Annotated in this window: 24 protein-coding genes; 9 read left to right on the top strand and 15 right to left on the bottom strand. The window is 73.8% G+C overall.

Going from position 1 to position 24,742, the window contains the following annotated elements:
* Positions 1 to 116: 116 nt before the first annotated feature.
* Entirely contained in the window at positions 117 to 446 is a 330-nt protein-coding gene (locus BLW86_RS36820; RefSeq protein ID WP_093878036.1) for a CU044_2847 family protein, read from the top strand.
* A 2-nt stretch (positions 447 to 448) separates the two neighbouring features.
* Here BLW86_RS36820 and BLW86_RS36825 read toward each other — a convergent pair whose 3' ends face one another.
* The 4 genes from BLW86_RS36825 to BLW86_RS36840 form a co-directional block, all read right to left on the bottom strand.
* Positions 449 to 1,264 (bottom strand): ABC transporter permease, encoded by an 816-nt coding sequence (locus BLW86_RS36825; RefSeq protein WP_093878037.1) that lies wholly within the window; start codon positions 1,262 to 1,264, stop codon positions 449 to 451.
* A gap of 22 nt (positions 1,265 to 1,286) precedes the next feature.
* Positions 1,287 to 2,210 (bottom strand): ABC transporter permease, encoded by a 924-nt coding sequence (locus BLW86_RS36830; protein ID WP_093878038.1) that lies wholly within the window; start codon positions 2,208 to 2,210, stop codon positions 1,287 to 1,289.
* 10 nt (positions 2,211 to 2,220) lie between these two features.
* Complete coding sequence (locus tag BLW86_RS36835; RefSeq protein ID WP_093878039.1) at positions 2,221 to 3,420, bottom strand: ABC transporter substrate-binding protein; 1,200 nt, start codon at positions 3,418 to 3,420, stop codon at positions 2,221 to 2,223.
* Between the two features lie 95 nt (positions 3,421 to 3,515).
* Positions 3,516 to 4,553, bottom strand: a complete 1,038-nt coding sequence (locus BLW86_RS36840; protein WP_093878040.1) for an ABC transporter ATP-binding protein — start codon at positions 4,551 to 4,553, stop codon at positions 3,516 to 3,518.
* A gap of 131 nt (positions 4,554 to 4,684) precedes the next feature.
* On the opposite strand from BLW86_RS36840, the gene BLW86_RS36845 reads away from it, so the two are divergent.
* Together BLW86_RS36845 and BLW86_RS36850 are read left to right on the top strand one after the other, a co-directional pair.
* A complete protein-coding gene (locus BLW86_RS36845; protein WP_093878041.1) occupies positions 4,685 to 5,536 on the top strand; it encodes a FadR/GntR family transcriptional regulator in 852 nt (283 codons plus the stop codon).
* Complete coding sequence (locus BLW86_RS36850) at positions 5,490 to 6,275, top strand: cache domain-containing protein (protein ID WP_093878042.1); 786 nt, start codon at positions 5,490 to 5,492, stop codon at positions 6,273 to 6,275. Before BLW86_RS36845 ends, BLW86_RS36850 begins: the two co-directional genes overlap by 47 nt.
* An 18-nt stretch (positions 6,276 to 6,293) precedes the next feature.
* Here the strand turns inward: BLW86_RS36850 and BLW86_RS36855 are convergent, their stop codons facing one another.
* The 4 genes from BLW86_RS36855 to BLW86_RS36870 all read right to left on the bottom strand — a co-directional run bounded on the left by BLW86_RS36855 (position 6,294) and on the right by BLW86_RS36870 (position 9,623).
* On the bottom strand, positions 6,294 to 7,061 hold the full coding sequence (locus BLW86_RS36855) for a dienelactone hydrolase family protein (protein WP_093878043.1): 768 nt from the start codon (positions 7,059 to 7,061) through the stop codon (positions 6,294 to 6,296).
* Between the two features lie 266 nt (positions 7,062 to 7,327).
* Positions 7,328 to 7,984 (bottom strand): TOPRIM nucleotidyl transferase/hydrolase domain-containing protein, encoded by a 657-nt coding sequence (locus BLW86_RS36860; protein WP_256341568.1) that lies wholly within the window; start codon positions 7,982 to 7,984, stop codon positions 7,328 to 7,330.
* Positions 7,985 to 8,046: 62 nt separating this feature from the next.
* Positions 8,047 to 8,364, bottom strand: a complete 318-nt coding sequence (locus BLW86_RS36865; protein WP_093878045.1) for a cupin domain-containing protein — start codon at positions 8,362 to 8,364, stop codon at positions 8,047 to 8,049.
* Positions 8,364 to 9,623 carry an MFS transporter gene (locus tag BLW86_RS36870; RefSeq protein ID WP_093878046.1) on the bottom strand — a complete coding sequence of 420 codons (1,260 nt, stop codon included), beginning with the start codon at positions 9,621 to 9,623 and terminating at the stop codon, positions 8,364 to 8,366. The genes BLW86_RS36865 and BLW86_RS36870 overlap by 1 nt, the downstream gene beginning before the upstream one ends.
* Positions 9,624 to 9,751: 128 nt before the next feature.
* Here BLW86_RS36870 and BLW86_RS36875 point away from each other — a divergent pair, with 128 nt between their 5' ends.
* The gene (locus BLW86_RS36875) at positions 9,752 to 10,759 is read left to right on the top strand and encodes a LysR family transcriptional regulator (RefSeq protein WP_177181860.1); all 1,008 of its coding nucleotides are present in this window, start codon (positions 9,752 to 9,754) and stop codon (positions 10,757 to 10,759) included.
* Here BLW86_RS36875 and BLW86_RS36880 read toward each other — a convergent pair.
* The 5 genes from BLW86_RS36880 to BLW86_RS36900 form a co-directional block, all read right to left on the bottom strand.
* The gene (locus BLW86_RS36880) at positions 10,683 to 11,993 is read right to left on the bottom strand and encodes a M20 metallopeptidase family protein (RefSeq protein ID WP_093878048.1); all 1,311 of its coding nucleotides are present in this window, start codon (positions 11,991 to 11,993) and stop codon (positions 10,683 to 10,685) included. The genes BLW86_RS36875 and BLW86_RS36880 overlap by 77 nt on opposite strands.
* A gap of 134 nt (positions 11,994 to 12,127) precedes the next feature.
* The gene (locus tag BLW86_RS36885) at positions 12,128 to 13,786 is read right to left on the bottom strand and encodes an acyl-CoA dehydrogenase family protein (RefSeq protein WP_093878049.1); all 1,659 of its coding nucleotides are present in this window, start codon (positions 13,784 to 13,786) and stop codon (positions 12,128 to 12,130) included.
* Positions 13,770 to 14,387 carry a TetR/AcrR family transcriptional regulator gene (locus BLW86_RS36890; protein WP_093878050.1) on the bottom strand — a complete coding sequence of 206 codons (618 nt, stop codon included), beginning with the start codon at positions 14,385 to 14,387 and terminating at the stop codon, positions 13,770 to 13,772. Before BLW86_RS36890 ends, BLW86_RS36885 begins: the two co-directional genes overlap by 17 nt.
* A 197-nt stretch (positions 14,388 to 14,584) precedes the next feature.
* Complete coding sequence (locus tag BLW86_RS36895) at positions 14,585 to 15,115, bottom strand: hemerythrin domain-containing protein (protein ID WP_093879067.1); 531 nt, start codon at positions 15,113 to 15,115, stop codon at positions 14,585 to 14,587.
* Between the two features lie 83 nt (positions 15,116 to 15,198).
* Entirely contained in the window at positions 15,199 to 15,783 is a 585-nt protein-coding gene (locus tag BLW86_RS36900; protein WP_093878051.1) for a TMEM165/GDT1 family protein, read from the bottom strand.
* 298 nt (positions 15,784 to 16,081) lie between these two features.
* Here BLW86_RS36900 and BLW86_RS36905 point away from each other — a divergent pair, with 298 nt between their 5' ends.
* The 3 genes from BLW86_RS36905 to BLW86_RS36915 are packed head-to-tail and all read left to right on the top strand — an operon-like array spanning position 16,082 to position 19,447.
* Complete coding sequence (locus BLW86_RS36905) at positions 16,082 to 16,705, top strand: TetR/AcrR family transcriptional regulator (protein ID WP_093879068.1); 624 nt, start codon at positions 16,082 to 16,084, stop codon at positions 16,703 to 16,705.
* Positions 16,702 to 18,333, top strand: coding sequence for an MFS transporter (locus BLW86_RS36910; protein ID WP_093878052.1), 1,632 nt, complete (start codon positions 16,702 to 16,704; stop codon positions 18,331 to 18,333). Before BLW86_RS36905 ends, BLW86_RS36910 begins: the two co-directional genes overlap by 4 nt.
* Position 18,334: 1 nt before the next feature.
* Entirely contained in the window at positions 18,335 to 19,447 is a 1,113-nt protein-coding gene (locus BLW86_RS36915; protein ID WP_093878053.1) for a PP2C family protein-serine/threonine phosphatase, read from the top strand.
* Between the two features lie 14 nt (positions 19,448 to 19,461).
* Here the strand turns inward: BLW86_RS36915 and BLW86_RS36920 are convergent, their stop codons facing one another.
* Both BLW86_RS36920 and BLW86_RS36925 read right to left on the bottom strand, forming a co-directional pair.
* A complete protein-coding gene (locus BLW86_RS36920; protein WP_093878054.1) occupies positions 19,462 to 20,325 on the bottom strand; it encodes a carbon-nitrogen hydrolase family protein in 864 nt (287 codons plus the stop codon).
* A gap of 5 nt (positions 20,326 to 20,330) precedes the next feature.
* A complete protein-coding gene (locus BLW86_RS36925) occupies positions 20,331 to 21,824 on the bottom strand; it encodes an APC family permease (protein ID WP_093878055.1) in 1,494 nt (497 codons plus the stop codon).
* Between the two features lie 137 nt (positions 21,825 to 21,961).
* Here BLW86_RS36925 and BLW86_RS36930 point away from each other — a divergent pair, with 137 nt between their 5' ends.
* Positions 21,962 to 22,564 (top strand): TetR/AcrR family transcriptional regulator, encoded by a 603-nt coding sequence (locus tag BLW86_RS36930; protein WP_093878056.1) that lies wholly within the window; start codon positions 21,962 to 21,964, stop codon positions 22,562 to 22,564.
* 543 nt (positions 22,565 to 23,107) lie between these two features.
* On the top strand, positions 23,108 to 24,706 hold the full coding sequence (locus BLW86_RS36935) for a CocE/NonD family hydrolase C-terminal non-catalytic domain-containing protein (protein ID WP_371129685.1): 1,599 nt from the start codon (positions 23,108 to 23,110) through the stop codon (positions 24,704 to 24,706).
* Positions 24,707 to 24,742: the final 36 nt, after the last annotated feature.

Below are 24,742 nucleotides of genomic sequence, written 5' to 3' on the forward strand. Positions count from 1 at the left end.
TCCGTCCCTCCCGACCGCCCCTCGGTGATACTGACGTCCTGCCCGTTCCCGCCGACCTCAGGGAGCTTCGATGCCGGACGTCACCAAGGTCGAGGTCGGGGACGCGACCGCTCTTCGTGGAGACGCGACGCCTCGGCCCGCAGCGGGACCTCGAAGAGCCCGGCCCGGACCGCGAAGGGTCGGGACCGGACCTCGACGGACCCGGTTCGGACCTCGAAGGGATCGACGGTCGCCTGCCCGACCTGTCGAGCGTCACCGAGGCCCTCTCCTCCTTCGCCGGACAGATCGGCGAGGCGCTCCATCAGGCGGCCCCCGACCGCGCGACCGTCGAGTTCGGCTGCCGGCTCGGCCTGGACGCGGGCGGGCTCACCGCGCTCGTCGTGCAGGGCAGCGCGAACGCGAGCCTGCGCGTGACCCTCGAATGGGTGAAGAAGACGCCCCGCTGACCTCACACCCGTCCGCCGCCCGGCGTGTCCGAGGAGAGCCGCTGTGCCGCGTAGATCGGGATCACCGAGAGCAGGACGAGCGCCGCCGCCACCACGTTCACCACCGGGGCCTGCTGAGGGCGGGTCATGTTGTTGAAGATCCACACCGGCAGGGTCTGCACCCCGGGCCCCGCCGTGAACGTCGTCACCACGATCTCGTCGAAGGACAGCGCGAAGGCGAGCAGCCCGCCCGCGAGCAGCGCCGAGCGCAGCAGCGGGAAGGTGATGTCCCGGAAGACGCGGAACGTGTCCGCCCCCAGGTCCATCGCCGCCTCCTCGTACGAGCCGGGCAGCCGCCGCAGCCGCGCCACCACGTTGTTGAAGACGACCACGATGCAGAAGGTGGCGTGGCCCACGACCACCGTGAACATCCCGAGGCCGACGCCGAGGGGTTCCAGGACCGTGCCGAAGGCCGAGTTGAGCGCGATGCCCGTGACGATGCCGGGCAGCGCGATCGGCAGCACCACCGCGAAGGAGACGGCCTCCCGTCCGAAGAAGGTGTACCGCTGCACCGCGAAGGCGATGAGCGTGCCGAGCACCAGGGCCACCGCCGTCGCCGCGAGCCCCGCCCGGACCGAGGTCCACAGCGCCTCGCGGGCGCCCTCGTTCTCCCAGGCCGCCGCCCACCAGTCGAGCGTGAGGCCGGGCGGCGGCCAGCTCGCCGAGCGGTCCGGGTTGAGCGAGCCGAGCAGGACGAGCAGCAGCGGGAGGTAGATCGCCGCGAAGCCGAGGCCGGCCGCGGTGCGCAGCGCGATCCGCGCGGGACGGGAGAGGTTCATCGGTCGCGGTCCTTCCGGCCGTTCACAGGCTGCGCAGCGCACCGGAGCGCCGCACCGCGAGGAGGTACACCACGATGACGGCGACCGGCACGGTGCCGAGCGCGGCCGCCAGCGGCATGTTCAGGGTGACGTTGGAGTAGACGAGGTTGCCGATCAGCTGGGTCTTGCCGCCGACGATCTGCACGGTGATGTAGTCGCCGAGGCTCAGGGAGAAGGTGAAGACGGACCCCGCGGCCACCGCCGGCCACACCAGCGGCAGCACCACCGAGACGAAGGTCCGCCAGGTCCTCGCCCCGAGGTCCGCCGAGGCGTTCAGGAGGTTGTCGGGCAGCTGGACGAGCGCGGTGTGGATCGGCAGCGCCATGTACGGCAGCCAGAGGTACGTCAGGACGAGCACCGTCGCCGTGAGCCCGTACCCCGGCCCGCTGAGGCCGAACGGCCGCAGCGCCCAGTCGAGCGGCCCCCCTTCGGAGAGGATGAGCCGCCACGCGTACACCTTCACGAGGTAGCCGGCCCACAGCGGCATGAGCAGCGCGACCACGAACAGCGGGCGGCGGCGCGGGTGCGCGACGCGCGCCGTGTAGAAGGCGAGGGGGAAGGCGATGACGGCGCAGAGCGCGGTCACGACCAGGGCGACGCCGATGGTGCGCAGGGCGACCGTGCGGTAGACGGGAGAGCTGACGAGTTCCTCGAAGTTCTGCGAGGTCCAGATCCGGACGACCTCGGAGGTGAAGGTGTCGGTCGTCCAGAAGGCGGAGAGGAACAGGGCCGCGAGGGAGCCGAGGTAGGCGAGGACCAGCCAGAGCAGCGGGGCGGTGAGCAGGGCGGCGAGGCGCAGCCGGGGCCGCTGGTGCAGGGCCCCGGCGAGCCGCCGGACGGCACCGCGGCCGGGGCCGGCGGCTCGCTTCGCGGACTCGGGGGAGAGGCCGGGGGTGAGTGCGGTCATGGCGCCGGGGTCAGCCCTTGATCTCGGTCCAGGCCTGGACCCACTGGGCGTACGGCACGCAGCGGACGTCCGTGCGGCCGTCCAGGCACTGCTCGATGGGCGTGGTCCAGAAGTGGACCTGCTTCCAGTACCCCTCGTCGGCGGCGTGGAAGACGGCGCAGTGGTTCTTGTCGGCGGTCTCGGCGCACGACTTCGCGTTGGCCGGGGCCTCTCCGAAGTACTCGGCGACCTGCGCGTTGGTCTTCGGCGAGACGATCCAGTCGAGCCACTTGTAGGCGCAGGCGGGGTGCTTGGCCTTGGCGGAGACCATCCAGGTGTCGGACCAGCCGGTGGAGCCCTCCTTCGGCAGGACCGCGTCGATCTTCGCGCCCTCGGACTCGGCGAGGTTGGCGATCACCTGCCAGCTGGTGCCGACGACCGAGTCTCCGCTCTTGAAGGCGGAGATCTCCTTGAGGTAGTCGCTCCAGTACTCGCCGATGTGCGCGTTCTGCTCCTTGAGCAGGGCCACGGCGGCGTCGAACTGCTTCTTGTCGAGGGCATAGGGGTTCTTGATGCCCAGCTCGGGCTTGGTCGCCTTGAGGTAGAGGGCGGCGTCCGCGAGGTAGATGGGGGAGTCGTAGGCGGTGACCTTGCCGCTGTGCGCCGAGGCCTTGTCGAAGACGGCGGACCAGGAGTCGGGAGCCGGCTTCACCTTCTCCGTGTCGTACATGAGGAGGTTGGCGCCGCGGCCGTGCGGGATGCCGTAGGCGACGCCCTTGACGGAGTTCCACTCCTTGTTCTTGAGACCGGCGAAGACGTCGGCGTAGTTCGGCACGAGCGCGGTGTTCACGGGTGCGGCGTCGCCGGAGGCGATGAGGCGGAGGGAGGCGTCACCGGAGGCGGAGACGGCGTCGTACGCGCCGGTCTTCATCAGGGAGACCATCTCGTCGGAGGTCGCGGCGGTCTTGGTGTTGACCTGGCAGCCGGTCTGCTTCTCGAAGGCGCTGACCCAGTCGACCTTCGGGTCGTTCGAGCCGTCCTCGACGTATCCGGCCCAGGCGATCAGATTGACCTCGCCCTCGGCCTTGCCGAGCGCCGTCGGCGCCTTCAGGTCGGGCGGGTTGAGGCCGCCGGACTTCCCGGACCCCGCCGGGTCGGCCGATCCGCAGGCGGTGACGAGGAGCAGCCCGGAGAGGGCGGCTGCGGTCAGGAGGGAGCGGTGCGGGCGCACGTGGTTCTCCGTTGCGTGAGGGGGCGAAGGACGAGGGGCGTGGGGGGGAGGGGGGGTTCACGGGGTCGGGCGGCCGGCAGGGGGAGGGAGGTCGCTCACGCGCTCTCGGGGACGCGCACGGCATGGTCCGGATGCCACTGGAGGCCGATCCGGGCGCCCCGGAAGGCGGCGAGGTCGGCGGAGGAGGTCTCCAGGTTCTGCTGGAGGGCGGTGAGCCGGCCGCCGCCGTCGAGGTCGACCAGGAAGCGGGTGGAGTCGCCGAGGTAGACGACCTCCGCCACCGTGCCGGCGGCGGTGGTGTGCCCGGGGTCGCCGGGCGCCTTGTGGTCGGGGAGGATCCGGATCTTCTCCGGGCGGATGCTGTACGTGCCCGCCGCCCCGACCACCTGTCGGGCGGTCTCCCCGGTCAGCAGGTTGGAGGTGCCGACGAAACCGGCGACGAAGGGGGTCGCGGGGCGCTCGTAGATCTCGGCGGGAGCGGCGACCTGCTCGATCCGGCCCTGGTGGAAGACGGCGATCCGGTCGCTCATCGTCAGGGCCTCCTCCTGGTCGTGGGTGACGAAGACGAAGGTGATCCCGACCTCCCGCTGGATGGCCTTGAGTTCGACCTGCATCCGCTCGCGGAGCTTGAGGTCGAGCGCGCCGAGGGGTTCGTCGAGGAGCAGGACGCGGGGGCGGCCGACGAGCGCGCGGGCCAGGGCGACCCGCTGGCGCTGGCCGCCGGAGAGCTCGGCGGGCCGGCGCCTGCCGAGACCGTCGAGGCCGACCTGGGCGAGGGCGGCCCGGGCGCGCACCAGGCGCTCGGCGCGGGGCACGCCGCGGACCTTGAGGCCGTAGGCGACGTTCTGTTCGACCGTCATGTGCGGGAAGAGCGCGTAGTCCTGGAAGACGGTGTGCACGTCCCGCTCGAAGGGGGCCAGCCGGGTGACGTCGCGGCCGGCCAGCTCGACGGTCCCGGCGGTCGGTGCTTCGAAGCCGGCGATCATCCGCAGCACGGTCGTCTTCCCGGAGCCGGAGGGACCGAGCATCGAGAAGAACTCACCGTCCGCGATCTCCAGGTCCACCCCGGCCACGGCCTCGGTCCGGCCGTAGGTCTTGCGCAGTCCCGTCAGCCGGATCGCCATTCCCTCCATGGGCGGGAACCTTTCTGGTGCGGTGGAGCGTTGCTCGGGCGTGGACGTAAACATATGAAGTCATAGTTCAAATCTCAAGACCCCTTTAAGGTAAAGCCTGAGTCAACGCCCGACGCGCGAGGTGGTTAACCGTGAGACCGAACGGCAGGCCGGACGAGGCAGGCGGCGCGGCCGGGACCGGCGCGGCCCGCAGGGCCGTCTTCGCCCCCGTCGACACCCGGGCCCGGGTCGACACCGTCGTCCGCCGCATCGGCGACGCCATCGAGCTCGGACTCCTCGCCGACGGGGAACAGCTGCCCGGCGAGACCGAACTCGCCGGACAGCTCGGCGTCTCCACCGTCACCCTGCGCGAAGCCCTCATGGCCCTGCGGCAGCAAGGCCTCGTCACCACGCGCAGGGGCCGCGGCGGCGGCAGCTTCGTCACCCTGCCCGACAACCCGCCGGAGGAGCGGCTACGCGCCCGCCTCGCCGACTGGTCCACCGAGGAACTCCGCGACCTCGGCGACCACTGGGCCGCCGTCTCCGGCGCCGCCGCCCTGCTCGCCGCCCGCCGCACCCAGCCCGGGGACCTGCGCCCCCTCACCCGTACGGTCGAGGAACTCGCCGCCGCCGGAGATCCGGCGACCCGCAGCAGGCTCTACGGCCGCTTCCACGTCGAACTCGCCGCCGCCGCCCAGTCCGCCCGCCTCACCCGCGAGGAGATCGCCCTCCAGACGGACCTGGGTGCGCTCCTCTGCCTCGTCCTCGACGACCCCGTCCATCTCGCCAATGTGTCGGATCGTCACCGCGCCGTGATCTCCGCCGTGCAGGATGAGGCCGACGAGCGGGCCAGAACGCTCGCCGAGACGTGTGTACGGGAGTCGGTGGGGCGGCTGATCGCGCTGCGCCTCGGCACCCCCGGCCACGCAACCGAGCCTCGTCCCGAGGAGGACACGCATGGGCAGGAGCACCGGGCTCGCGGGCCCCGCGGGGGCCGTCGCTGACACGGACCCGGTCGACGCGGTCATCGGCCGCGTCCGGGACGCCCTCGAAGAGGTCTTCGCCGCCGTCGCCGAGACCGGCGCCGACACCGGCGCCCTGCTCGCCGGGGCGACCGGAGCGGGCCGCGAACCCGTCGCCGCCGACCTGACCGGACTGCGCCCCGGACTGCACGCCCGGCTCGGGGCCCATCCGCTGGTCTCGGGCGTCGGCTTCGTCGCCGCTCCCGGGCTCCTCACCGACGTACCGGGCTGGCTGGAGTGGTGGCAGCGCGGCCCCGACGGAGCCGTCCGGCCGCTCCTCCTCGACCTCGACCCGGAGCACTCCGCCTACTCCGACTACACCCACTGGGACTGGTACACCCTGCCCCGCGAGACCGGGCGCCGGGCCGTCGCCGGGCCCTACGTGGACTACCTGTGCTCCGACGAGTACAGCCTCACGCTCTCCGCGCCGGTCGCCCTCGACGGCCGGTTCGTCGGTGTGGCCGCCGCCGACGTCTATCTGCGGCACTTCGAGGCGGCCGTCCTCCCCGTGCTCCAGCGGCTGGCCGCACCGGCCCGGCTCGTCAATGCGCGGGGCCGGGTCGCCGCCTCCACCGACCCGGCCCATCTCGCCGGATCCCTCACCAAGGGCCCCGACTTCGCCGCCGTCCTCGCCGGGCCGCCGGCCGAACACCGCGCCGGCGGCCTGCGGCTGCTGCCCTGCGGCGGCACCCCGCTCGTCCTGGTCACGGCGGACGACTGAGCCGCCGACGGGGCGCATTCACCTGGGCAGGTTCGGTTCCGAGCCGGAGCCTCGGCCGGCGCCCAGGGTGCGGTCCAGGAGCGGGAGCAGACGGTCCCAGTGGCGCTTCAGCCCGGACGCGCTGAAAGCGTCGGTGTCGGCCATGGTGAAGCCGTGGATCGTGCCGGGGTAGATCTCGGAGGTGTGGTGGACACCTGCGGCGTCCAGAACCTCGTTGAGTTCGCCGAGGGCTTCGGGCGTCATGTCGCCTTCGGCGTGCCCGAGGTGGACCTGGGCGGTGAGCTTGGAGAAGAGGTCGGGCCCGTCGACGCCCACGGGGCCGTGGAACGCGGCGACGGCCGCCACCTGGTCGGGGTGGGCAGCGGCGGTGCGCACCGCGTAGAGACCGCCGATGCAGTAGCCGGTCACCGCGACCGGTCCGGCGCCGACCTCGGGCTGGCCGGTGAGGAACCTGAGGTAGGCGTCGGCGTCGCTCAGGACACGCTCGGTGGTGTGCGCCTGGAGCAAGGGCATCAGCTGGGCGAAGACGGCGGGCCGGACCTCCTCTCCGATGTGCTCGGGAAGCTCGACCACCGGTGCCGGGCCGTGCCGGTAGAAGGGGTTGGGGACGAGCACGTAGTACCCGTGCCCGGCCAGTTCGCGGGCCAACTCCCGCAGCACGGGCCGGATGCCGAAGCCGTCCGCGTACATCAGCACCCCTGGGTGCCGCTCGCCGCGGTCGGGGAAGGCGGCGAACGCATCGGCCTGGCCGTCTTCGGTGGGAATCCGCAACGTCTTGGTGCGCATGAACTCTCCTGTCGTGGTTGACGAATCGAGCCTGTGATCAACACGACGGAGGCGGAGCCCGCGCGGCAGCGCCAGCTCCTCGATCGAACAGTGGGCCTGCACCGGCCCGTACGGCGCTCAGAAGAGCACCGGGTCACCGATCCGTGTGTGGCGTGATGCCGTCCCGGTAGTCATCCCCCCAACATAGCCACAGCCCCGGTCATCCGGTGCGAAAACCTGACCATGTCCCTTGCGGGAGTTCGGCACGGCGGCTCCGTCCGTGAAGGTCACAGACTCGCCAGAAGGCCGTCGAGCGGCTCCGGTACCCGGGCGGCGTCGACGGCTTCCACCAGGAGGGCGCCGTAGCGGATCTTGCGGCCCTTCTTCGTGCCGAGGAAGCGCCGGAGCTGCTGGTGCCGGGGCCGGCCGTGCTGGGCGGGCTGGGTCAGGAAGGTCTGCCAGGGGCGCAGGTCGCCCTCCGCCCGGATGATCTCCTCGACCCTCGCCGGGCCCAGCGCGCGGATGAGCTCGTCCTCCAGGTCCGCCACGCAGACGAAGAAGTCCTCACGCGGGGCTCCGGCCCGCATCAGACCGCGCTCGTAGAAGCCCCGCTCGCGTTCGTCGCACAGGCCCGTCAGGCGCAGGTCGAGCCCCGGCGGCCCGAGCAGTTCGGCGTAGCGGGCGATGCTCATCGCCCCGCCCATCGACACCACGCACACGCCTTCCGCGGCGAGGTCCCGACCGCGCCGCGCGGCCAGCGTCTCGACGGCCGCGAAGTCGCTCGGTCCTTCCAGGAGCACCGCCGTGCGCAGCCCCAGGGACACGGCCAGGTCCCGCGCCGTGTCTCCGTCGGAATCGCCGGCCGCCCAGCGGCCCATCTCGTCCTGGAACGCCCTCGTGTCCGCCGACGCCCTGGTGTCCGCCGATGCCCTCATGTCTGCCATGGGGGTGAGTCTGCCCGTCCACCGGCCGACGGGGCAGCGAATATTCGACCGGAGCCGGTCTCTCAGTCGTTCACGGCCGTGAGGAGCACCACCGCGTCCTCCAGCGCCGTCAGCCCGTGCCGTTCCTTGGGGATCATCCGCAGCGTGCCGGCCCGCAGCTCCTCGGCCCGCCCGGCCGCCGTCAGGCTCACCCGGCCCCGCAGCACCTGGAGGCTCGCGGCCGGTGGCGCGTTGTGTTCGTCCAGGGAGGTGCCCGAGGTCAGGGCGATGACGGTCTGCCGCAGCACCCCGTCGTGCATCACCAGATGGGCGCTGCGCCCGTGCGGCGCCGTACGGGCCGCGGTCAGGTGCTCGTCGGCGAGGGCGGTGAGGTCCAGCATCATGACTCTCCCTGCGGGATGCGCGGGCGGATACCCCCAGCCTCCCGTGTGACGTCCCGGACGCAACTCGGGACCGCCGGTCGCGCGGAGACCACCACGAGCCCGCCGACGGCGACGCACGCCCCGGCCGCGAGCAGCGCGGCCGGCCAGCCGTGCGCCGCGTACAGCCAGGACCCGGCGAGGGATCCGAGGGCTCCGCCGCCGAACGTGGCCAGCATGAAGACCGTGTTGACCCGGGCCGCCACCGCCCGGCCGATCCCGAAGATCCGCGCCTGGTTGGCCACCTGGCACGAGCTGACCCCGACCACCAGCAGGTTCGCCCCGGCCACCAGGGCCACCGGGGAGTACGGGGCGAGCCCGGCCGCCGCGAGGCCGAGCCCCGCGCAGACCAGCCCCCCGGCGTTCACCACCGAGGCCCCGCACCGGTCGGCCAGCGGCCCGGCCGCCGCCGAGAGCAGCGCCGCCGGCAGGGTCAGCACCCCGAAGAGGCCCGCCGCCCCCGGCCCGTACCCGAGCGGCGGGGCCGCCAGGTGGAAGGCGAGCACGGACCAGAAGACGCTGAACGCCGCGAAGACGCACGCCCCGAGCAGCGCCGAGGTCCGCAGCTCCCGGTGGACCCTGAGGAGCCGGGGAAGCCCGGCCAGGAGCCCTGCGTACGAGGCGCCTCCCCGCGATCCCAGCCGTTCGGGCAGCCGGCGGGGGAGCACGAGGACCAGCGCCGCCGTCGCCACGGCCGCCACCGCGTAGGCCCCCCGCCAGCTGCCGCTCGCGTCGGCCACGGCGCCCGAGACCGTACGGGAGAGCGTCGACCCCAGCGTCAGCCCCAGGCCCACCAGACCCACGACGCGGCCCTGCCGTCCGGGGCCGGCGAGCACTGCCGCCACCGGGGTGAGGATCTGCGGCAGCACCGTCGTGGTGGAGAGCGCGAGGGTCGCGAGCGTCAGGGTGACCACGTCGGGCGCCGCCGCCGCGACGAGCAGGGCGCCACTGGTCAGGGCGAGCAGCACCGAGGTGAGGCGGCGCAGCCGCGCGGAGTCGGCGAGCGGCACGAGCAGCAGGATGCCGAGCGCGTACCCGATCTGGGCGGCCGAGGCGATCAGCCCCGCAGTCCGCTCCGACACGTCCAGACCGCGCGCCACGGCGGCGAGCAGCGGCTGCGGGAAGTAGATGTTGGCGACGGTGACCGCTCCCGCCACGGCGAGGAGCAGGACGTTCACGCGCGGGGCGGAGTCGGCGGGGGCGGGGGTGCGTGGGACCACGGAGCCTCTTCCGTACGGGGGAGGGGGACGCCTCCAGGCTCCCGGCCGCCACCCCGGCCGATCAAGGTGTCATCATGAAACCGGCGTTGAGCCACACTCAACGATCAGTGGACGTCAAGGGGGGGCCGGTGCTCGAACGGTACGAACTGGAAGCGTTCCTCACGCTCGCCGAGGAACTCCACTTCGGGCGCACCGCCGAGCGCCTCGGCGTCTCCACCGGCCGGATCAGCCAGACCGTCAAGAAGCTGGAGCGCCGCGTCGGCACCCCGCTCTTCGCCCGCACCAGCCGCAGCGTCCGGCTCACCCCCGTCGGCCACGCCCTGTACGAGGACCTCCTGCCCGCGTACCGGCAGATGCGGGCCGCTCTCGAACGCGCCACCGCCGCCGGGCGCGGCGTCCACGGCAGGCTGCGCGTCGGCTTCGGCACCCCCTGGGGCGGCGAGCTGCTCACCGCCGCCGCCGAGGCCGTGGCCGCGCTCCACCCGGGCTGCGAGATCACCGTCCGCGAAGTCCCCCTCGACGGCGGGGTCCGCGCCCTCCAGGACGGGACGCTGGACCTCCAGTACGCCGCCTTCCCCGTGCGCGAACCGGACCTCACCACCGGGCCCGTCGTCGTCACCGACGAGCGGGTGCTCCTCCTGCCCGTCGGCCACCCGCTGGCCGGCCGCGCGTCCCTCGGCCCGGAGGACCTCGCGGGCCTCGACCTGATCGCCCCCGCCGGCGCCGTCCCCCGTTACTGGGTCGCCCACCACTACCCGCGCAGCACCCCGTCCGGCGCCCCCGTCGGCCGGGGCCCGGCCGCCGCCACCTGGCAGGAGGTCCTCTCCCACGTGACCGCGGGCCGGGGCGCCTCCCCCGGCGCGGCCCGGGGAGCCCGGTACCACCCGCGCCCCGGCATCGCCTACGTCCCCGTGCGCGGCGTCCCGCCCCTGGAGTACGGCCTGGTGTGGCCGACCGCCTCCGACTCCGCTCTGCTCAGGGCCTTCGTGGCGGCGGTCGGCACGGCCGCGGCCGGGGGGAAGACGACGGCTCCCGAGGCCGGGCCCGTGAAGAAGGGGGCTACTCCTCCTCACGCGGGACCAGGGTGCCCGCCAGATGGTCGTACGCCACGTGCGCGTGGAGGCGGACGCCGGTGACGAGGGTGTCGTCGTCCGCGTAGAAGTGCGGATTGTGGTTGGTGACGAGGCCCCGCCCGCCCTCCACCGGAACCGGTCTGCCGGAGGCGTCCGGCGTGGCGTCCTGGACGCCCAGCATCACGTACAGGCCGCCGAACCGGCCGATGAACTCGGAGACGTCGTCGTACCCGAGCGTCGCCCCCGTCTCCAGCACGCGTCCCCCGCCGGCCACCCGGCGGAGGGTCGGCAACCCGGCCTCCACCCACGGCCCGCTGTTGTGCACGGGCGGCACGGACTGCAGGTACTCCACCGCGGCCGTCGCGCCGTACGCCGCGGCGGAGTGCTCGGCCAGCGTCGTCAGACGGCGCTGGACCTCCGCCATGCCGGACTCCACGGCGCAGCGGACCGTGCCCCACAGGGTCACGGTCTGGCCGATGACGTTGAAGCGGCCCACGTCCTCGACGTGCCCGATCGTCACCGTCACCGCGTCGAAGGCCGAGACCTGTCGGTAGAGCTGGCCGATGCCCGTCAGGACCGCCCCGGCCGCCGGCATCGGGTCGATTCCCTCCCAGGGCGTGGAGCCGTGCACCTGCTTTCCGGTGACGACGATGCGGACCAGGGTGGACGCGCCGTACTGGTTGCCGGTCCTGTACCCCACGTACCCCTTCGGATACGGCGTCACGTGCATGCCGAAGGCCATCGTCGGCACGGGCTCGGCGAAGGCGCCCGCCTCGACCATCGCCCGCGCCCCGCCCTCCTCCGTCACCGGCGGGCCCTCCTCGGCGGGCTGGAACACGAAGAGGACCGTGCCGGGAAGCCGCTCCCGGACACCCGCGAGCACCGTCGCCGCACCCATCAGCATCGCCGTGTGGCAGTCGTGCCCACACGCGTGCGAGACGGGGAACGGGCCGCCCGGGTAGTCGGCGTCCACCACCTCGGAGGCGAAGTCCGCCCCGCACAGGTCCCTCACCGGCAGCGCGTCCATGTCCGCCCGCAGCGCCACGACCCGCCCGCCGCCCGGCGCGGCGCCCGGCGCCGTCCCCCGCAGGACGCCCACGACCCCGTGCCCCGCGATGCCCGTACGGACCTCGTCGAGACCCAGGGCGCGCAGGTGGTCCGCCACCAGACGGGCCGTGTTCACCTCCCGGTTGGACAGCTCCGGATGCCGGTGCAGATGACGTCGCCAGGCCACCACCTGACCGGCCACCCCGGCCGCCCGCCCGTCCAGTTCGTCGTGGATCGCCTCGCTGCCCAACGGGGACTCCCTCTCGTACCGGCTGACGCCGCGGCCCGGGAACGGTGCGCCACCAGCCTGCCACCCGGGAGGCGCCGGGACGAGGCACGGACCGCCCGGGTCGGCCGTTCGGACCGCGGACGGCGCGGCACCGGTCAGGCCGGCGTGCTCACCGCGTCCGGCCCGCTCCGCGCGATGATGGCCGCCGTGTCCACGCCTGCGGGCAGCGTCCCGAAGGCGAGGCCCCGGTCCCCGTCGAGGCGGGAGGCGCAGAACGCGTCCGCGATCGCCGGGTGGCCGTGCCGGACGAGCAGGGAACCCTGGAGGACCAGGGCGAGGCGCTCGACAAGCCGCCGTGCCCCGTACGCCACCGCATCCGGGTCGCCGAGCCCCGCGAGGTCCTTGCGGAGGCCCGCGACCGCCGCGTCGAACCGCCGGTCGGCTCCCGCGCCCCGGTCGACCTCCGCGAAGTACGCCTCCACCGCCTCCGGCTGACGGGACATCGCCCGCAGCACGTCGAGCGCGGCGACGTTCCCGGAGCCCTCCCAGATCGACGGCAGCGGCGACTCCCGGTAGAGCCTCGGCAGGCCCGAGTCCTCGACGTAGCCGTTGCCCCCGAGGCATTCGAGGGCCTCGGCCGCGTGCGCGGGGGCCCGCTTGCACACCCAGTACTTGGTGACCGCGAGACCGAGCCGGCGCAGCTGCTCCTCCTCGGCGTCACCGCGGGCCGCCCGGTCCACCGCCCCGGCCAGCCGCAGCGACGCGACCGTCGCGGCCTCCGCCTCCACCGCCAGGTCCGCCAGGACGTTCCGCATCAGCGGCTGGTCCACGAGGCGTGCCCCGAACGCCGCGCGGTGCGTGGCGTGGTGCACGGCCTGCACGAGCCCGAGGCGCATGCCGGAGGCCGAGCTGACGGCACAGTCGAGGCGCGTCATGTTGACCATCCGGATGATGGTGGCCACCCCGCGCCCCTCCTCGCCGACCAGCCGGCCGAGGGCTCCCTCGTACTCGATCTCGGAGGAGGCGTTGGACCGGTTGCCCAGCTTGTCCTTGAGGCGCTGGAGCCGGATCGCGTTGCGGCTGCCGTCGGGCAGCACCCGGGGCACCAGGAAGCAGGACAGGCCGCCGGGAGCCTGCGCCAGGGTAAGGAAGACGTCCGACATCGGCGCCGAGGTGAACCACTTGTGCCCGGTCAGCGCGTACTGCCCGGGCTCTCCCGTCGGCACGGCCCGGGTCGTGTTCGCCCGGACGTCCGAGCCGCCCTGCTTCTCGGTCATCGACATCCCGGCGATGATCCCGCGCTTCTCCGTCGGCACCCGCAGCCCGAAGTCGTACGCGGAGGAGGTGAGCAGCGGCTCGTACACCTCGGCGAGCTCGGGCTGGACGCGCAGCGCGGGCACCGCCGCGTACGTCATGGAGACCGGGCACAGGTGCCCCGCGTCGGCCTGCCCCCACACGAACACCTTGGCCGCGCGCGCCACGTGCGCGCCCGGCCGCTCGTCGCGCCAGGGGGCGCCATGCAGCCCGTGCCGTACGGCCACGTCCATCAGCTCGTGCCAGTACGGATGGAACTCGACCTCGTCGATCCGGTGACCGTACCGGTCGTGGGTGTGCAGCACGGGGGAGCGGCGCTCGGCGAGCCGCCCCCACTCCTGGGCCTCCTCGCCTCCCGCCTTCGCCCCGAGCTCGCGGACCTCGGCCTCGGCCCAGCCCGCGCCCTCCCGGCGCAGCGCCTCCAGGAGCGCGGGGTCGGCGGAGACGTCGTGACCGGTCAGTGGCGGTACCTGGTTGGTGACCTCATGCGTGGTCGGCATCGGGGGCTCCCAGTGCTCGCAGGGTGAACGTGACGAGTGCGGGTACGGTCTCGGGGCCGACGGACCCCTCCGCCAGCGGCCCCACGAGCGCCTCCGCCCCCGCCCCGACCAGCGCCGAGGCCGTCAGGACCGCGTCCTGGGGCGGCAGTTCGCCCGAGCGCACGCCCTCCTGGACGCGCGCGGCGAACACGTCCCGGAACGCGCGCCGGAAGACGAGCCGCTCCGCGTCCACGGCCGGGTCGACCGGTTCGGCGAGCAGCGCGTAGGCGAGGCGCGGCGACTTCAGGGCCCGCTGGGCGAAGGTCTCGATCACGGCGACCACCCGCTCGGCCGCCGAACCGTGCCCGGGGTGCCCGGCCGCCTCGGAGACGGCCGCCACTTCCCGGCTCACCACCGTCCTGAACAGTTCGACGGCGAGTTCGGCCTTGCTCGGGAAGTGGCGGTAGACGCTGCCGGTGGCGATTCCGGCGCGCGCGGCGACGGCGGCCATCGTGCAGCCCGCGTACCCCTGCTCGGCGAGCAGCTTGAGGGCCGCGTCGACGACCGACGCGCGCTGGGCGTCGAGCCGGGCCTGGACGGCGGGGGTGCGTCGGTAGGGCATGGAAGGAGTGAAGCAGTGATTCATTGCTTCATCAAGAGGCCGGACGAAGGCGCCCTCCCGGAGATGGGGAGGGCGCCTTCGCGCGTAAGCGGCCGGTCGTCAAAGCCCGGTCGTCAAAGCCCAGTCGTCAAAGCCCGGTGGTCAAAGCCCAGTCGTCAAAGCCCGGCGGGCAAAGGCCGGTCGTCGGCGGCCGGCTGTCAGAGCCCGGTCGTCGGCGGGCCGGTCAGGTCGCGGAGCGCGAAGTCGTCCGGCAGCGGGGTGCCGAGCTCGTTGAGGGCCGTGACGAGCTTCTTCTCCTCGTACGTGAAATGCGACTCCACGAGCGCGATGAGGCCGTCCAGCTCGCCGCCGACCCGTCGTACCCCTGCCGGGTCCGGGGCGCTCGTCGGCTCGGCCGGGAGGGTGTCGAGGAGACCCTGGAGGCGGACCAGGATCTCCTCCACCTGCACGTGGTCCCGGGCCAGTTCGTCGAGCACGGGCCGCAGCGCGGGGTACGCCTCGGCGAGGACGGGGAAGACGCCCCGGTCCTCGGCGGTGTGGTGGCGGGTGAGCGCGGAGCAGAAGGCGAGGCAGTGCGCCCGCAGGTCGCGGGGGCGGGCGCCGCCGGAGAAGAAGGAGTCCAGCTCCTCGCGGAGGCGGGCGAGCTCCTCGCGGAGCCAGAGGTGCACGTCGACGAGTTGGTTCCCGAACGCCGTGAGGCGGTCGGCCGGTTCGGAGGTGGTGGCCATGGGGCGCATGCTGCCAGCCGACGCGGGACGGCGCACGTCCCTTCCCGGGGCGGGAAGGGACGTGCGCCGGAGCCGGGGCGTGCTCAGCCGGTGAAGACCTCGGTCAGCGACCAGATCGCGAGCCCGGCCATGCAGACGCCGCCGATCCGCTGCACGGTCTTGAGGGGGACGCGCTTGGCGATGAAGCGGCCGGCGACCAGGGCCAGGGCGGAGACCGTCGTCAGGGCGGCGAACGAACCGATCGCCGTCGACCAGGTGCCGTTGGTGGCGGCCAGGTTCGCGGTGGTGATCTGGGTCAGGTCGCCCCACTCGCTGATGAAGACGGCCGTGAACGCGGTCGAGAAGACGGGCCAGAAGCCGCTGACCGTCCGGCCGCCCTCGTCGGCGTCGTCGTCATCGCTCCCGCCGCGCAGCAGCATGAAGGCGCCGAAGCCGAACATCAGGGCCGAGACCAGTTTGACGGTCCAGCCCGGCAGCAGCCCGAGCAGGCTGCCGGCGCCCACCGCGATGGCGACGTGGGCCAGGAAGGCGGTGGAGGTGCCGATCCACACGTACAGCGGACGCATGCGCGTGCCCATGGCGAGGGACGCGAACATCGTCTTGTCGGGAAGCTCGGCGAGGAAGATCAGCCCGAAGGCGGTGAGGATCGCCAAGGGGTCGAGGTGCATACCGGGGCTCTCTGCTCGGTCCGGGCCCCGTGGCTCCGGGCGCCACCTCGGTGGGCGACGGGAGGACCACTCGGCCCGGCATGACGGACCACGCCCACGGGAACGCGGACGCGGCTGTTGCCTGGCCGAAGGTCTCGCCCGTCCGCGTGATCCGCGGACCCGGTCACCGGGAACCCGGGGGTTCCAGTGTGTCGACGACCGGTTCGCAGGGCTACTCCCCTTCGCTGTCGCCCAGTGTAACGGACGAGAGCGCGAAGGTGAGTAGACACTGTCTACTCGATCTTGGTAGACAGTGTCCATGTCACTGAAAGAGCATGAGGACGGGCTGCGCGACCGGCTCGTCCGGGTCGGCGTCGACCTGGTGAACGCCGAGGGCGCCCAGGCCCTCTCGCTCCGCGAGATCGCCCGCCGCGCCGGCGTCTCCCACGGAGCCCCGCGACGGTACTTCCCCACCCACCTGGAGCTGCTCTCCGCCATCGCCCGCCGAGGCTTCGCCGAACTGGCCGCCCGCGTCGCCGAGGAGGACCCCGAAGAGGCCGCGGCCCGCGAACGGATCGGAGTGCTCGCCCGCGTCTACCTCGACTACGCCGACACCCGGCGCGGCATGTACGAGCTGATGTTCCGGCACGACCTCCTCGAGAGCGGACGGCTCGGGCTGCGCGAGACCAGCCTGCCGCTCTTCGCCCACCTCACCGGGCTCGTCGCCCGCGTCCGCCCGACGGCCGACCCCGTCCTCCTCGCCGGCGTCCTCTGGGCCAACCTGCACGGCCTCGCCCAGCTCTGGCACTGGGGCAGCCTCCGCCTCGCCACCGGCGGAGACGACCCGGGCCCCCTGCTGGCCGCCGCGCTCGACGCCCACCTCGGCCCCGTGGAGCCCGCCGCGCTCGACGCCCACCTCGGCCCCGTGGAGCCCGCCCCGTGAACCGCACCCTCGCCTGCAGCGTCGTCGGCGCCGCCGTCGTCGCCCTCGACGGCACGGTCCTGACCGTCGCCCAACCCGCCCTCCAGCGCGACCTGGGCGCCGAGGTCGGCCAGGTGCAGTGGACCAGCACCGGCTACCTCGTCGCCGTCGCCGGCCTCCTCGTCCTCGCGGGCCGCCTCGGCGACCGGTACGGCCACCACCGGGTCTTCGCCGTCGGCGCCCTCGGCTTCGCCGCCGCCTCCACCGGAATCGCCCTGGCCCCCGGCATCGGCACCGTGATCGCGCTCCGCGTGCTCCAGGGCGTCTGCGGGGCGCTCCTCCAGCCCGCCACCCTCGGCATGCTGCGCACCGCCTTCCCGCCCGAACGGCTGGCGAACCCGATCGCCGTGCGCACCGCCGCCATCGGCCTCGCCGCCGCGGCCGGCCCCCTCGTCGGCGGCGCGCTGGTCTCCTCGTACGGCTGGCGCGCGGTCTTCCTCCTCGGCGTCCCCCCGACCCTCGCCATCGGCCTGCTCGCCCTGACCGCACCGACCCACCGACAGCCGGTTTCCCCTGACGGCAGAGGGCCCGGCCCGCTCGGCGCCTCGCCCTCGCCGGGGCCTCGGCCGACGGGTTCCCCTGACGGCAGGGGACCGGGCCCGCTCGGCGCCTCGCCCTCGCCGGGGCCTCGGCCGACGGATTCCCCTGGCCGTCGGGCAACCGACTCCGCCGAGGCCGACCCGTTCGGCGCCCCGGCCTCGCCGGGCCCCCGGCCGACGGTTTCCCCCGACCGCCCGGCGTCCAGCCTCGCCGCGCTCGACCCGTTCGGTGCCCTTCTGCTCGCCGCCACGCTCGGGCTGCTCGTCCACGGTCTCGACGGGGCGTCCCGCCCCGGTGGCCTCGGTGCCGCCGTCCTCACCTGGGGCGCGGCCCTCGGCGCCGGAGTGGCCTTCGCGCGGCACGAACGGCGCGTCGCGGACCCGCTGCTGCCCCCGGCGCTGCTCCGGAGCGTGCCGGTCGTCGCGGGACTCGCCGTGCTCCTCGCGGCCTCCGCGGCCCTCTTCGGCGCGCTCTTCGTGGCGACGTACTTCCTCCAGGACGTCCAGGGGCTCGACCCCCTCGACTGCGCGCTGCGCGTCCTGCCCCTCGCCGTCCTCATGGTCCTCGGCGCGCCGCTCTGCCCGCCGCTCCAGCGCCGCTTCGGCCCCCGGCGCACCGCCACCACCGGGGCCGCGCTGCTCACGCTCGGGGTCCTGCTGCTCTCCCGGCTCGACGCGACGGCCGGCGCGGCCCCCGTCGGCGTCGCCTCCGCGCTCCTCGGCGCCGGGTTCGTCACGCTCATGGTCACCGCGACCTCCGTCGTCGTGCACCGCGCCCCCGAGGCCCACGCCGGGGTCGCCGGCGGGCTCCAGCAGACCGCGATGAACGTCGGCCCGGCGCTCGGCGTCGCCATCGCGACCCTCCTCCTCGCCCTCGTCCCCGGCGGCGGCTTCGTGCCGGTCCGGGGCGCCGCCCTTCCGGCCCTGGCGGCGCTCGCCGCGCTCGCCGTCCCGGCCGCCCTGGCCCTGCCCGGCCGGGCCGACCGCCGGGGGACACGCCCGGACCCGACGGCACCCCGGCCCGGCGGACGGCCCTGCGTACGATCATGAGATGCCCGCAGCCGGTCACCGCCGTCCCCCCGGCACGGCGACGCGTACCCAGTTCAACCTCGGTCGCGCGCTGCCCTTCCTGGTCCTGGTCCTGACGGTCGCCGCCGACCTGCTCACCCCCGACCGGGAGCGTTTCGACCGGCTCCTCGTCGCCGCGCCCGCGCTCGCCGCCGTCACCTGGAGCGTGCGCGGGACCGTCGGCATCGGGCTGTTGGCCATGGTCGTCCGTGTGCTCCTCGACCCGACCCGGGAGGTGACGACCGCCACCGAGCTCATCGCCAGCGAGACGGTGCTCGCGGCGGCGACCGCCGCCGCGGCCTGGGTCAGCCAGGTCAGGGCCCGATACGAGCGGGACCTGCGCGAGGTCACCGCCGTCGCCGAGGTCGTCCAGCGGGTCGTCCTGCGCCCGCTGCCCGAGCGCCTCGGCCGCTTCGACCTGCACCTGCTGTACGTCGCGGCCGCGGCCAAGGCGAGGATCGGCGGAGACTTCTACGAGGCCGTCAGGATCCCCGGCGCGGTGCGCGTCATGCTCGGCGACGTCCAGGGGAAGGGGCTCGGCGCCGTCGAGACCGCCTCCGTCCTGCTCGGCTCCTTCCGCGCCGCCGTCAACGAGGCCCGCGACCTCGCGGATCTCGCGGACCGGCTCGACGAGGGCCTCGCCCGCTACGGCGCCTGGGACCCGGACTCCGACGCCGCCGAACGCTTCGCCACCGTCGTCCTGGTGGAGCTCCCCGACGGCCGCGACGTGGCGCGGCTCCTCAGCTGCGGCCACCCCGCCCCGCTGCTCCAGCGGGCGACCGGCGTCGAGCCCGTGCACTTCGCCGACCCCTCGCTGCCCGTCAACCTCGCCGGTCTCGCCGACAGCCACCACCGGATCGAGGAGGTCCCCTTCGGGCCGGGGGACCGGCTGCTCCTCTACACCGACGGCGTCAGCGAGACCCGCGACCGGGCCGGCACCTTCTACCCGCTGGAGCTGCGCCTGCGGGGCTGGGCCCGGGAGCCGGCCGCGGAGCTGCCCGCGCTGCTCCACCGGGACCTCGCCGCCTACGGGGCGGACGGCCTCGACGACGACGTGGCCGCCGTCCTCGTGGTCCGCCCGCCCGCAGTCCCCTGACGGGGCCGCGCCGCTCAGTCGCGCGCCGGCACCGGCCGGAACGTGCCTCCGTACATGGGCAGCTCGATCCGGTCGCCGTAACGGGCGAGCTGGGCCCAGGGCCGGTTGATGCCGGCGGAGCCGTACGTACGGACGCGGGTGACGGTGTCGAGGTCGAGGACGTCGACGAGGACCTCCTCGCCGGTCCCCGCCTGCTGCCGGACGGTCCCCTCCGGGTCGACGATGACGCTGGCGCCGACTCCGGCCGGGTCGGCGGCGTTGACGTTGACGACGTACACCTGGTTGGTCCAGGCGTTGGCCCGGGCGCAGACCAGTTCCATCTCGCGGTCGCGGGTGGTGGTCAGCGTCGGCTGGATGACGACCTCGGCGCCCAGCCAGGCCAGCTGGCGAGCGGTCTCCGGGAACGAACCGTCGTAGCAGATGGCGAGCCCCGCGCGGCCGATGCCGGGCAGGTCGAAGACGACGAACTCGCTGCCGGGCCGCGTCCGCTCGTACGGCTGCCAGGGGAAGACCTTGCGGTAGCGGGCGACGATCTCGCCCGAGGGGGAGACGGCGAGGGCGGTGTTGTAGACGTGGTCGTCGTCGGCCCGCTCGTAGACGCTGCCCGGGACCAGCCAGAGGCCGGTCTCGCGGGCCAGGGCGCGGAGCCGGTCCGTCAGCGGCCCGGGGACCGGTACGGCGGCCTCCCGCATCCACTCCGCGCGGGACCGGAGCAGCGGTGCCTCCGCGGAGAGCAGCAGCTCCGGGACGACGACGAGCTGGACGTGCGGGAAGGTGTCGCGTACCGCGCGGACCTGGTCGGCGAACCGTTCCCAACTGGCCTTCGGGTCGTGGGCGACGGGCGTGGTCTGGAGGGCGGCGAGGGCGAGGGTGCGCATGGGTGTCAGTTCTCCGTGACGGACAGGGCGGTGACGGCCGTGCGGCCGTCCTGGAAGAAACGGCGGTGGCGGATGCGGACGAGCAGCATCACGACGACGCCGAGGACGATCGAGCCGACGCCGAGGAGGAAGACCCCGCCGACTCCGCCGACCGACGTGGACCCGTAGCCGGGGTCGGCCATGTCGTAGGCGCTGCGGACGAAAGCCGCCAGCATCATCAGGCCGCCGGTCGCCGGCAGGACGCCCTTGACCAGCAGGTCGCGCGGGGAGTCCCGCAGCTGCCGGCGGAAGTACCAGGCGCAGGCGAAGCCGGTGACGCCGTAGTAGAAGGCGATGAGGAGGCCGATCGACAGGATGGCGTCGCCGAGGAAGTCGGCGGAGACCAGGGTGAGCAGGACCAGGGCGACGGCCGCCACGGCTCCGCAGAACACGGTCCCGAAGGCGGGGGTGCGGAAGCGCGGGTGCATGCGGCCGAAGGCGGCGGGCAGGGCGCCGTGCGCGCTCATCGAGAGCGTGCTCCGGGGGGTGGAGCCCGCGCAGGTCAGCAGGGCGCCGACGGCCGAGACGGCGATGGCGAGCGTGACGACCCGGCTCGCGGCGCCGCCGAGCACGGTGGGCGCGAGGTGGGTGAGGACGTCGGCCGCGTTCTCCTCGTCGCCGAGTCCGAGCCCGCCGGTGCCGGTCCCGGCGAAGGAGATCGCGGCGAACGCGGTGAAGAGATAGGTGACGAGCAGGACCAGGGTGGAGACGATCGCGGCCCTGCCGGGCGTGCGGCCGCTGTCGACGGTCTCCTCGTTGAAGGTGATCAGGGCGTCCCAGCCCCAGTAGACGAACAGGCAGAGGAGGACCGCCTCGGCGAAGGCGCCGAAGTCGTCGAAGGCGAAGGGGTCGACCCAGCTCGGGGAGGGGGTGGCGGCGCCGTCCCGGGCGAAGGCCGCGACGCCGAAGGCGAGCAGCGCGAGGAGCTGGAGGCCGAGCATCGCGTACTGCACGTGGGCGGCGAGCCGGATGCCCCGGTAGGCGACGACGACGACCAGGGCGAGCAGGAGGACGGCGACGGCGGTCACGGCGAAGGTGCTGCCGGCCGCCGCGTCGAGCCCGAGGAAGGCGAGCAGCGCGGAGGCTCCGACCTGGGCGAGCGCGGTCATCGCGAGGACGGTCGCGACCAGGACCGTCCAGCCGCCCGCCACCCAGCCGACGGCCGGGCCGAACGCCCGCGTGTTCCACACGAAGGTCGTGCCGCAGTCCGGCATGCGCCGGTTCAGCTCCCGGAAGGCGAAGGCCGTGAGGAGGATCGGCACGAAGCCGAGGAGCAGGGCGGCCGGGGCCCGGTCGCCGACCACGAGGGTCACCAGGCCCAGGGTGATCGCGATGCTGTAGGCGGGGGCCACGGAGGCGAGCCCGAGGGCCGTCGTGGCGAGGAGACCGACGGAGTCGCCTCGCAGCCCCTTCCCTGGGGGTGGTGTCGAAGGGGGTGGCGTGTCGGATGCGCGGGTCATGAGGGCCTCCCGGTGAGGGGCGTACGGACGCCCTGTTTCGTTAAACGGAGATTTAATGAATCGCGCGTGGTGCGGTCAAGGACTGGGGCTGTATCTTTTGGTTCCGATTTAGTTCACGAGACGGTGGAGGGGTCCCGGTGGCGCGGAACAAGGACCAGGAGGCCCGGCGCGCCCAGCTGGGCGAGGCCGCGGCACGGGCCCTGCTCAACCGCGGGCTCGAAGGGCTCCGGCTGAGGGACGTCGCCGAGGAGGCCGGGGTCACGCCGGCGGCGGTCCTGTACTACTACGAGGACCTCGACGCCCTGATGTACGAGACCTTCCGGCAGGCCATGGAACGCTTCTGCCGGGAGCGCGAGGCGGCGGCCGAACGGCACGCCGACGCCCGGGAGCGGCTCACCACCTGTATCGCGTCCGGAGTGGCGTCGGGCCCCCAGGACCGGCTGCCCCGACTGCTGTTCGAGTACTGGCCCCGCACGCTCCGCGACCCGAAGGCCGCTGCCCTCGACAGCGTCCTGACGGAGCGCCAGATCGGCGTCTACCAGGGGATCCTGGTCCTCGGCGAGGCCCAGGGCCACTTCACCCTGACGGACCCGGCCCGCCTCGTCGCCGCCAACTTCGTGGCGATGGAGGACGGCTACCAGATGGACGTGCTCGCCGGCCGCCGCTCACCCCGCGAGGTGATCACCGCCCTGCACTCCTATGCCCGCGCGGCGACCGGATACCTGCCGGACGCGCCTTAGGGCCTGTCCGGCAGGCCCTGGTCCGCCGGAGAGACCCCGAGGGTGCCCTGCCGATCAGGGCCGGCCGCCCCTGGGGCCCCGTGTCCTCCCAAACGTCGTGCCCGGGGCGGCTTGTGTCGTTGCCGCCCGGTTGAGCGTCCCGTGCGCCGTTCGTGCGCTCTGGTCGCTCCGTTCCCGGTACGTGAGGCTTGCGACCGTCCGCAGAGCGGACCGCCAGCAGCCCAGTCGAGAGGAAACGGGTGCCCGTGCCCCAGGACAGCCCCTTCGCCAACGGATCGTCCGAAGAGTTCCCCGGCTTCCCGGGCACCACGACGGTCCTCACCGCGGCCGAGGCCTCCCGCCTCACCGGTCGTGGCCCCTGGGCCGCCGACGGCACCGTCGACCCGGACGTCGTCCGCCTCGGCCGGACCCTGGCCACCGCCCTCCTGAACGGAAGCGGCGACGCCCCCCCGGGCCCTGCTCCCCGCCGCACTCGCCGCGCGCGTCGAGGAGGTACGGGGCCTCGCCCTGCCCGCGTACCACCGCATCGAGGCCACGGACGGCATCCGCCTCTCCGCCCTCAGCCTCCGGCAGTCGGCCCCCGGCCCCCACCCGCTCGTCGTCGTCCCGGCCGGCTGGACCCCCTACGGCTGGCCGCTGTTCCTCTGGTCCTACCTGGACCTCGCCCGCAGGGGCTACCACGTCCTCGCCTACACGCCCCGCGGCCTCGGCATCCCCGGACTGCCCTCCACCTCCGAAGGCTTCGTCGACGTCGCGGGGCCCCACGGCTGGGCCGACGGCTCCGCCGTCATCGACTTCGCGATCGAGTACCTCGCCCCGAGCGCGATCGGCTTCCTCGGCGAGTCCTACGGCTCCGGCATCAGCCAGCTCGTCGCCGCCCACGACGACCGCGTCACCGCCGTCGTCGCCCTCAGCACCTGGGGGAACCTCGCCACCAGCCTCTACGCCCACGGAACCCGCCACCTCGCGGCCGTGAAGGCCCTCCTCGCGCTCACCGGCGGCCCGGTGGAGACCAAGTTCGACAAGGCGAACCAGGAGATCCTGGCCGACTTCCTCGCCGACCGGAACCTCGACCGGATCGTCGAGTGGGGCCGGCTGCGCGCCCCCGAGTCGTACCTCCACCTCACCAACGAGAACGAGACCCCCACCTTCTTCTCGAACACCTGGCACGAGGGCCTCTTCGCCGTCAACCAGCTCCTGGAGACCTTCGACGGCCTCGAGGTCCCCAAGCGGCTCAACCTCTGGATCGGCGACCACGCCGCCCCCGAGGGCCCGGGACTCGTCGGCACGGAGCCCGGCAGGGCGAACCTCCCCCTGACCGAGGCGTACGCCTGGCTCGACCATCACCTCAAGGGCGAGCGCAACGGCGTCGAGGAGTGGGAACAGGTCTGCGGTCAGGTGATGTTCACGTACGTCACCGAACCCGTCCTCGACCCCGGCACCGGCGAGCCCACCGGCGAGAACCGCATCGTCGAAGAGGCCTCCCGGGAGAGCCGCGCCGACTGGAGCCGGGTCACCACCGGCGTCGAGGTCTTCGGCCTCACCGGCGACGGCGCCGGCGGCACCGACGGCCGACTCCTCCCCGCGGGCGAGACGACGGCTCCCTCGGAGGTCATCGGCTGGCGCCGCGCGTTCCTCGCGGGCGTGGACACCGAGGCCACCGCCATGGACGGCCTCATGCGGACCGGTCAGGCGGAACGCGCCGGCAGCCCCAAGACCTACGACACCCGCAAGATCGACCGCCGGCACGCCGTCGTCTGGACCACCGCACCGCTCACCCCCCTGGCGGGCGACGGCGCGGCCGGCCGCCGCGTCCGGGGCGTCCCGCGGCTGCGCCTCACGGTCCGCTCCACGGCCGGCTCCGCCGGTCTCGTCGCCCATCTCTTCGACGTCGCCGAGGACGGCACGGCCCGGATCATCACCCACGAGCCGCTCAACGTGTACGGGCTGACGCCCGACCAGGACCGCACCGTGACCTGGCGGCTCCAGGCCGCCGCGTACGACATCGCCCCGGGACACCGTCTGATGCTGGTGGTCGACAGCAAGGACCCGCTGTACGGGGACGCCTCCGTGACCTGGACGCAGACCGTCCTCAGCTCCCCGGAGGAAGCACCGGCCTTCCTGGAATTGCCCCTGGGCTGAAGCCGCGTGCGCCGCCGCGGGTGCCCGGGTCCTCGG

Origin of the sequence: Streptomyces sp. TLI_105, assembly GCF_900105415.1 — a bacterium.
GTDB lineage: Bacteria > Actinomycetota > Actinomycetes > Streptomycetales > Streptomycetaceae > Streptomyces.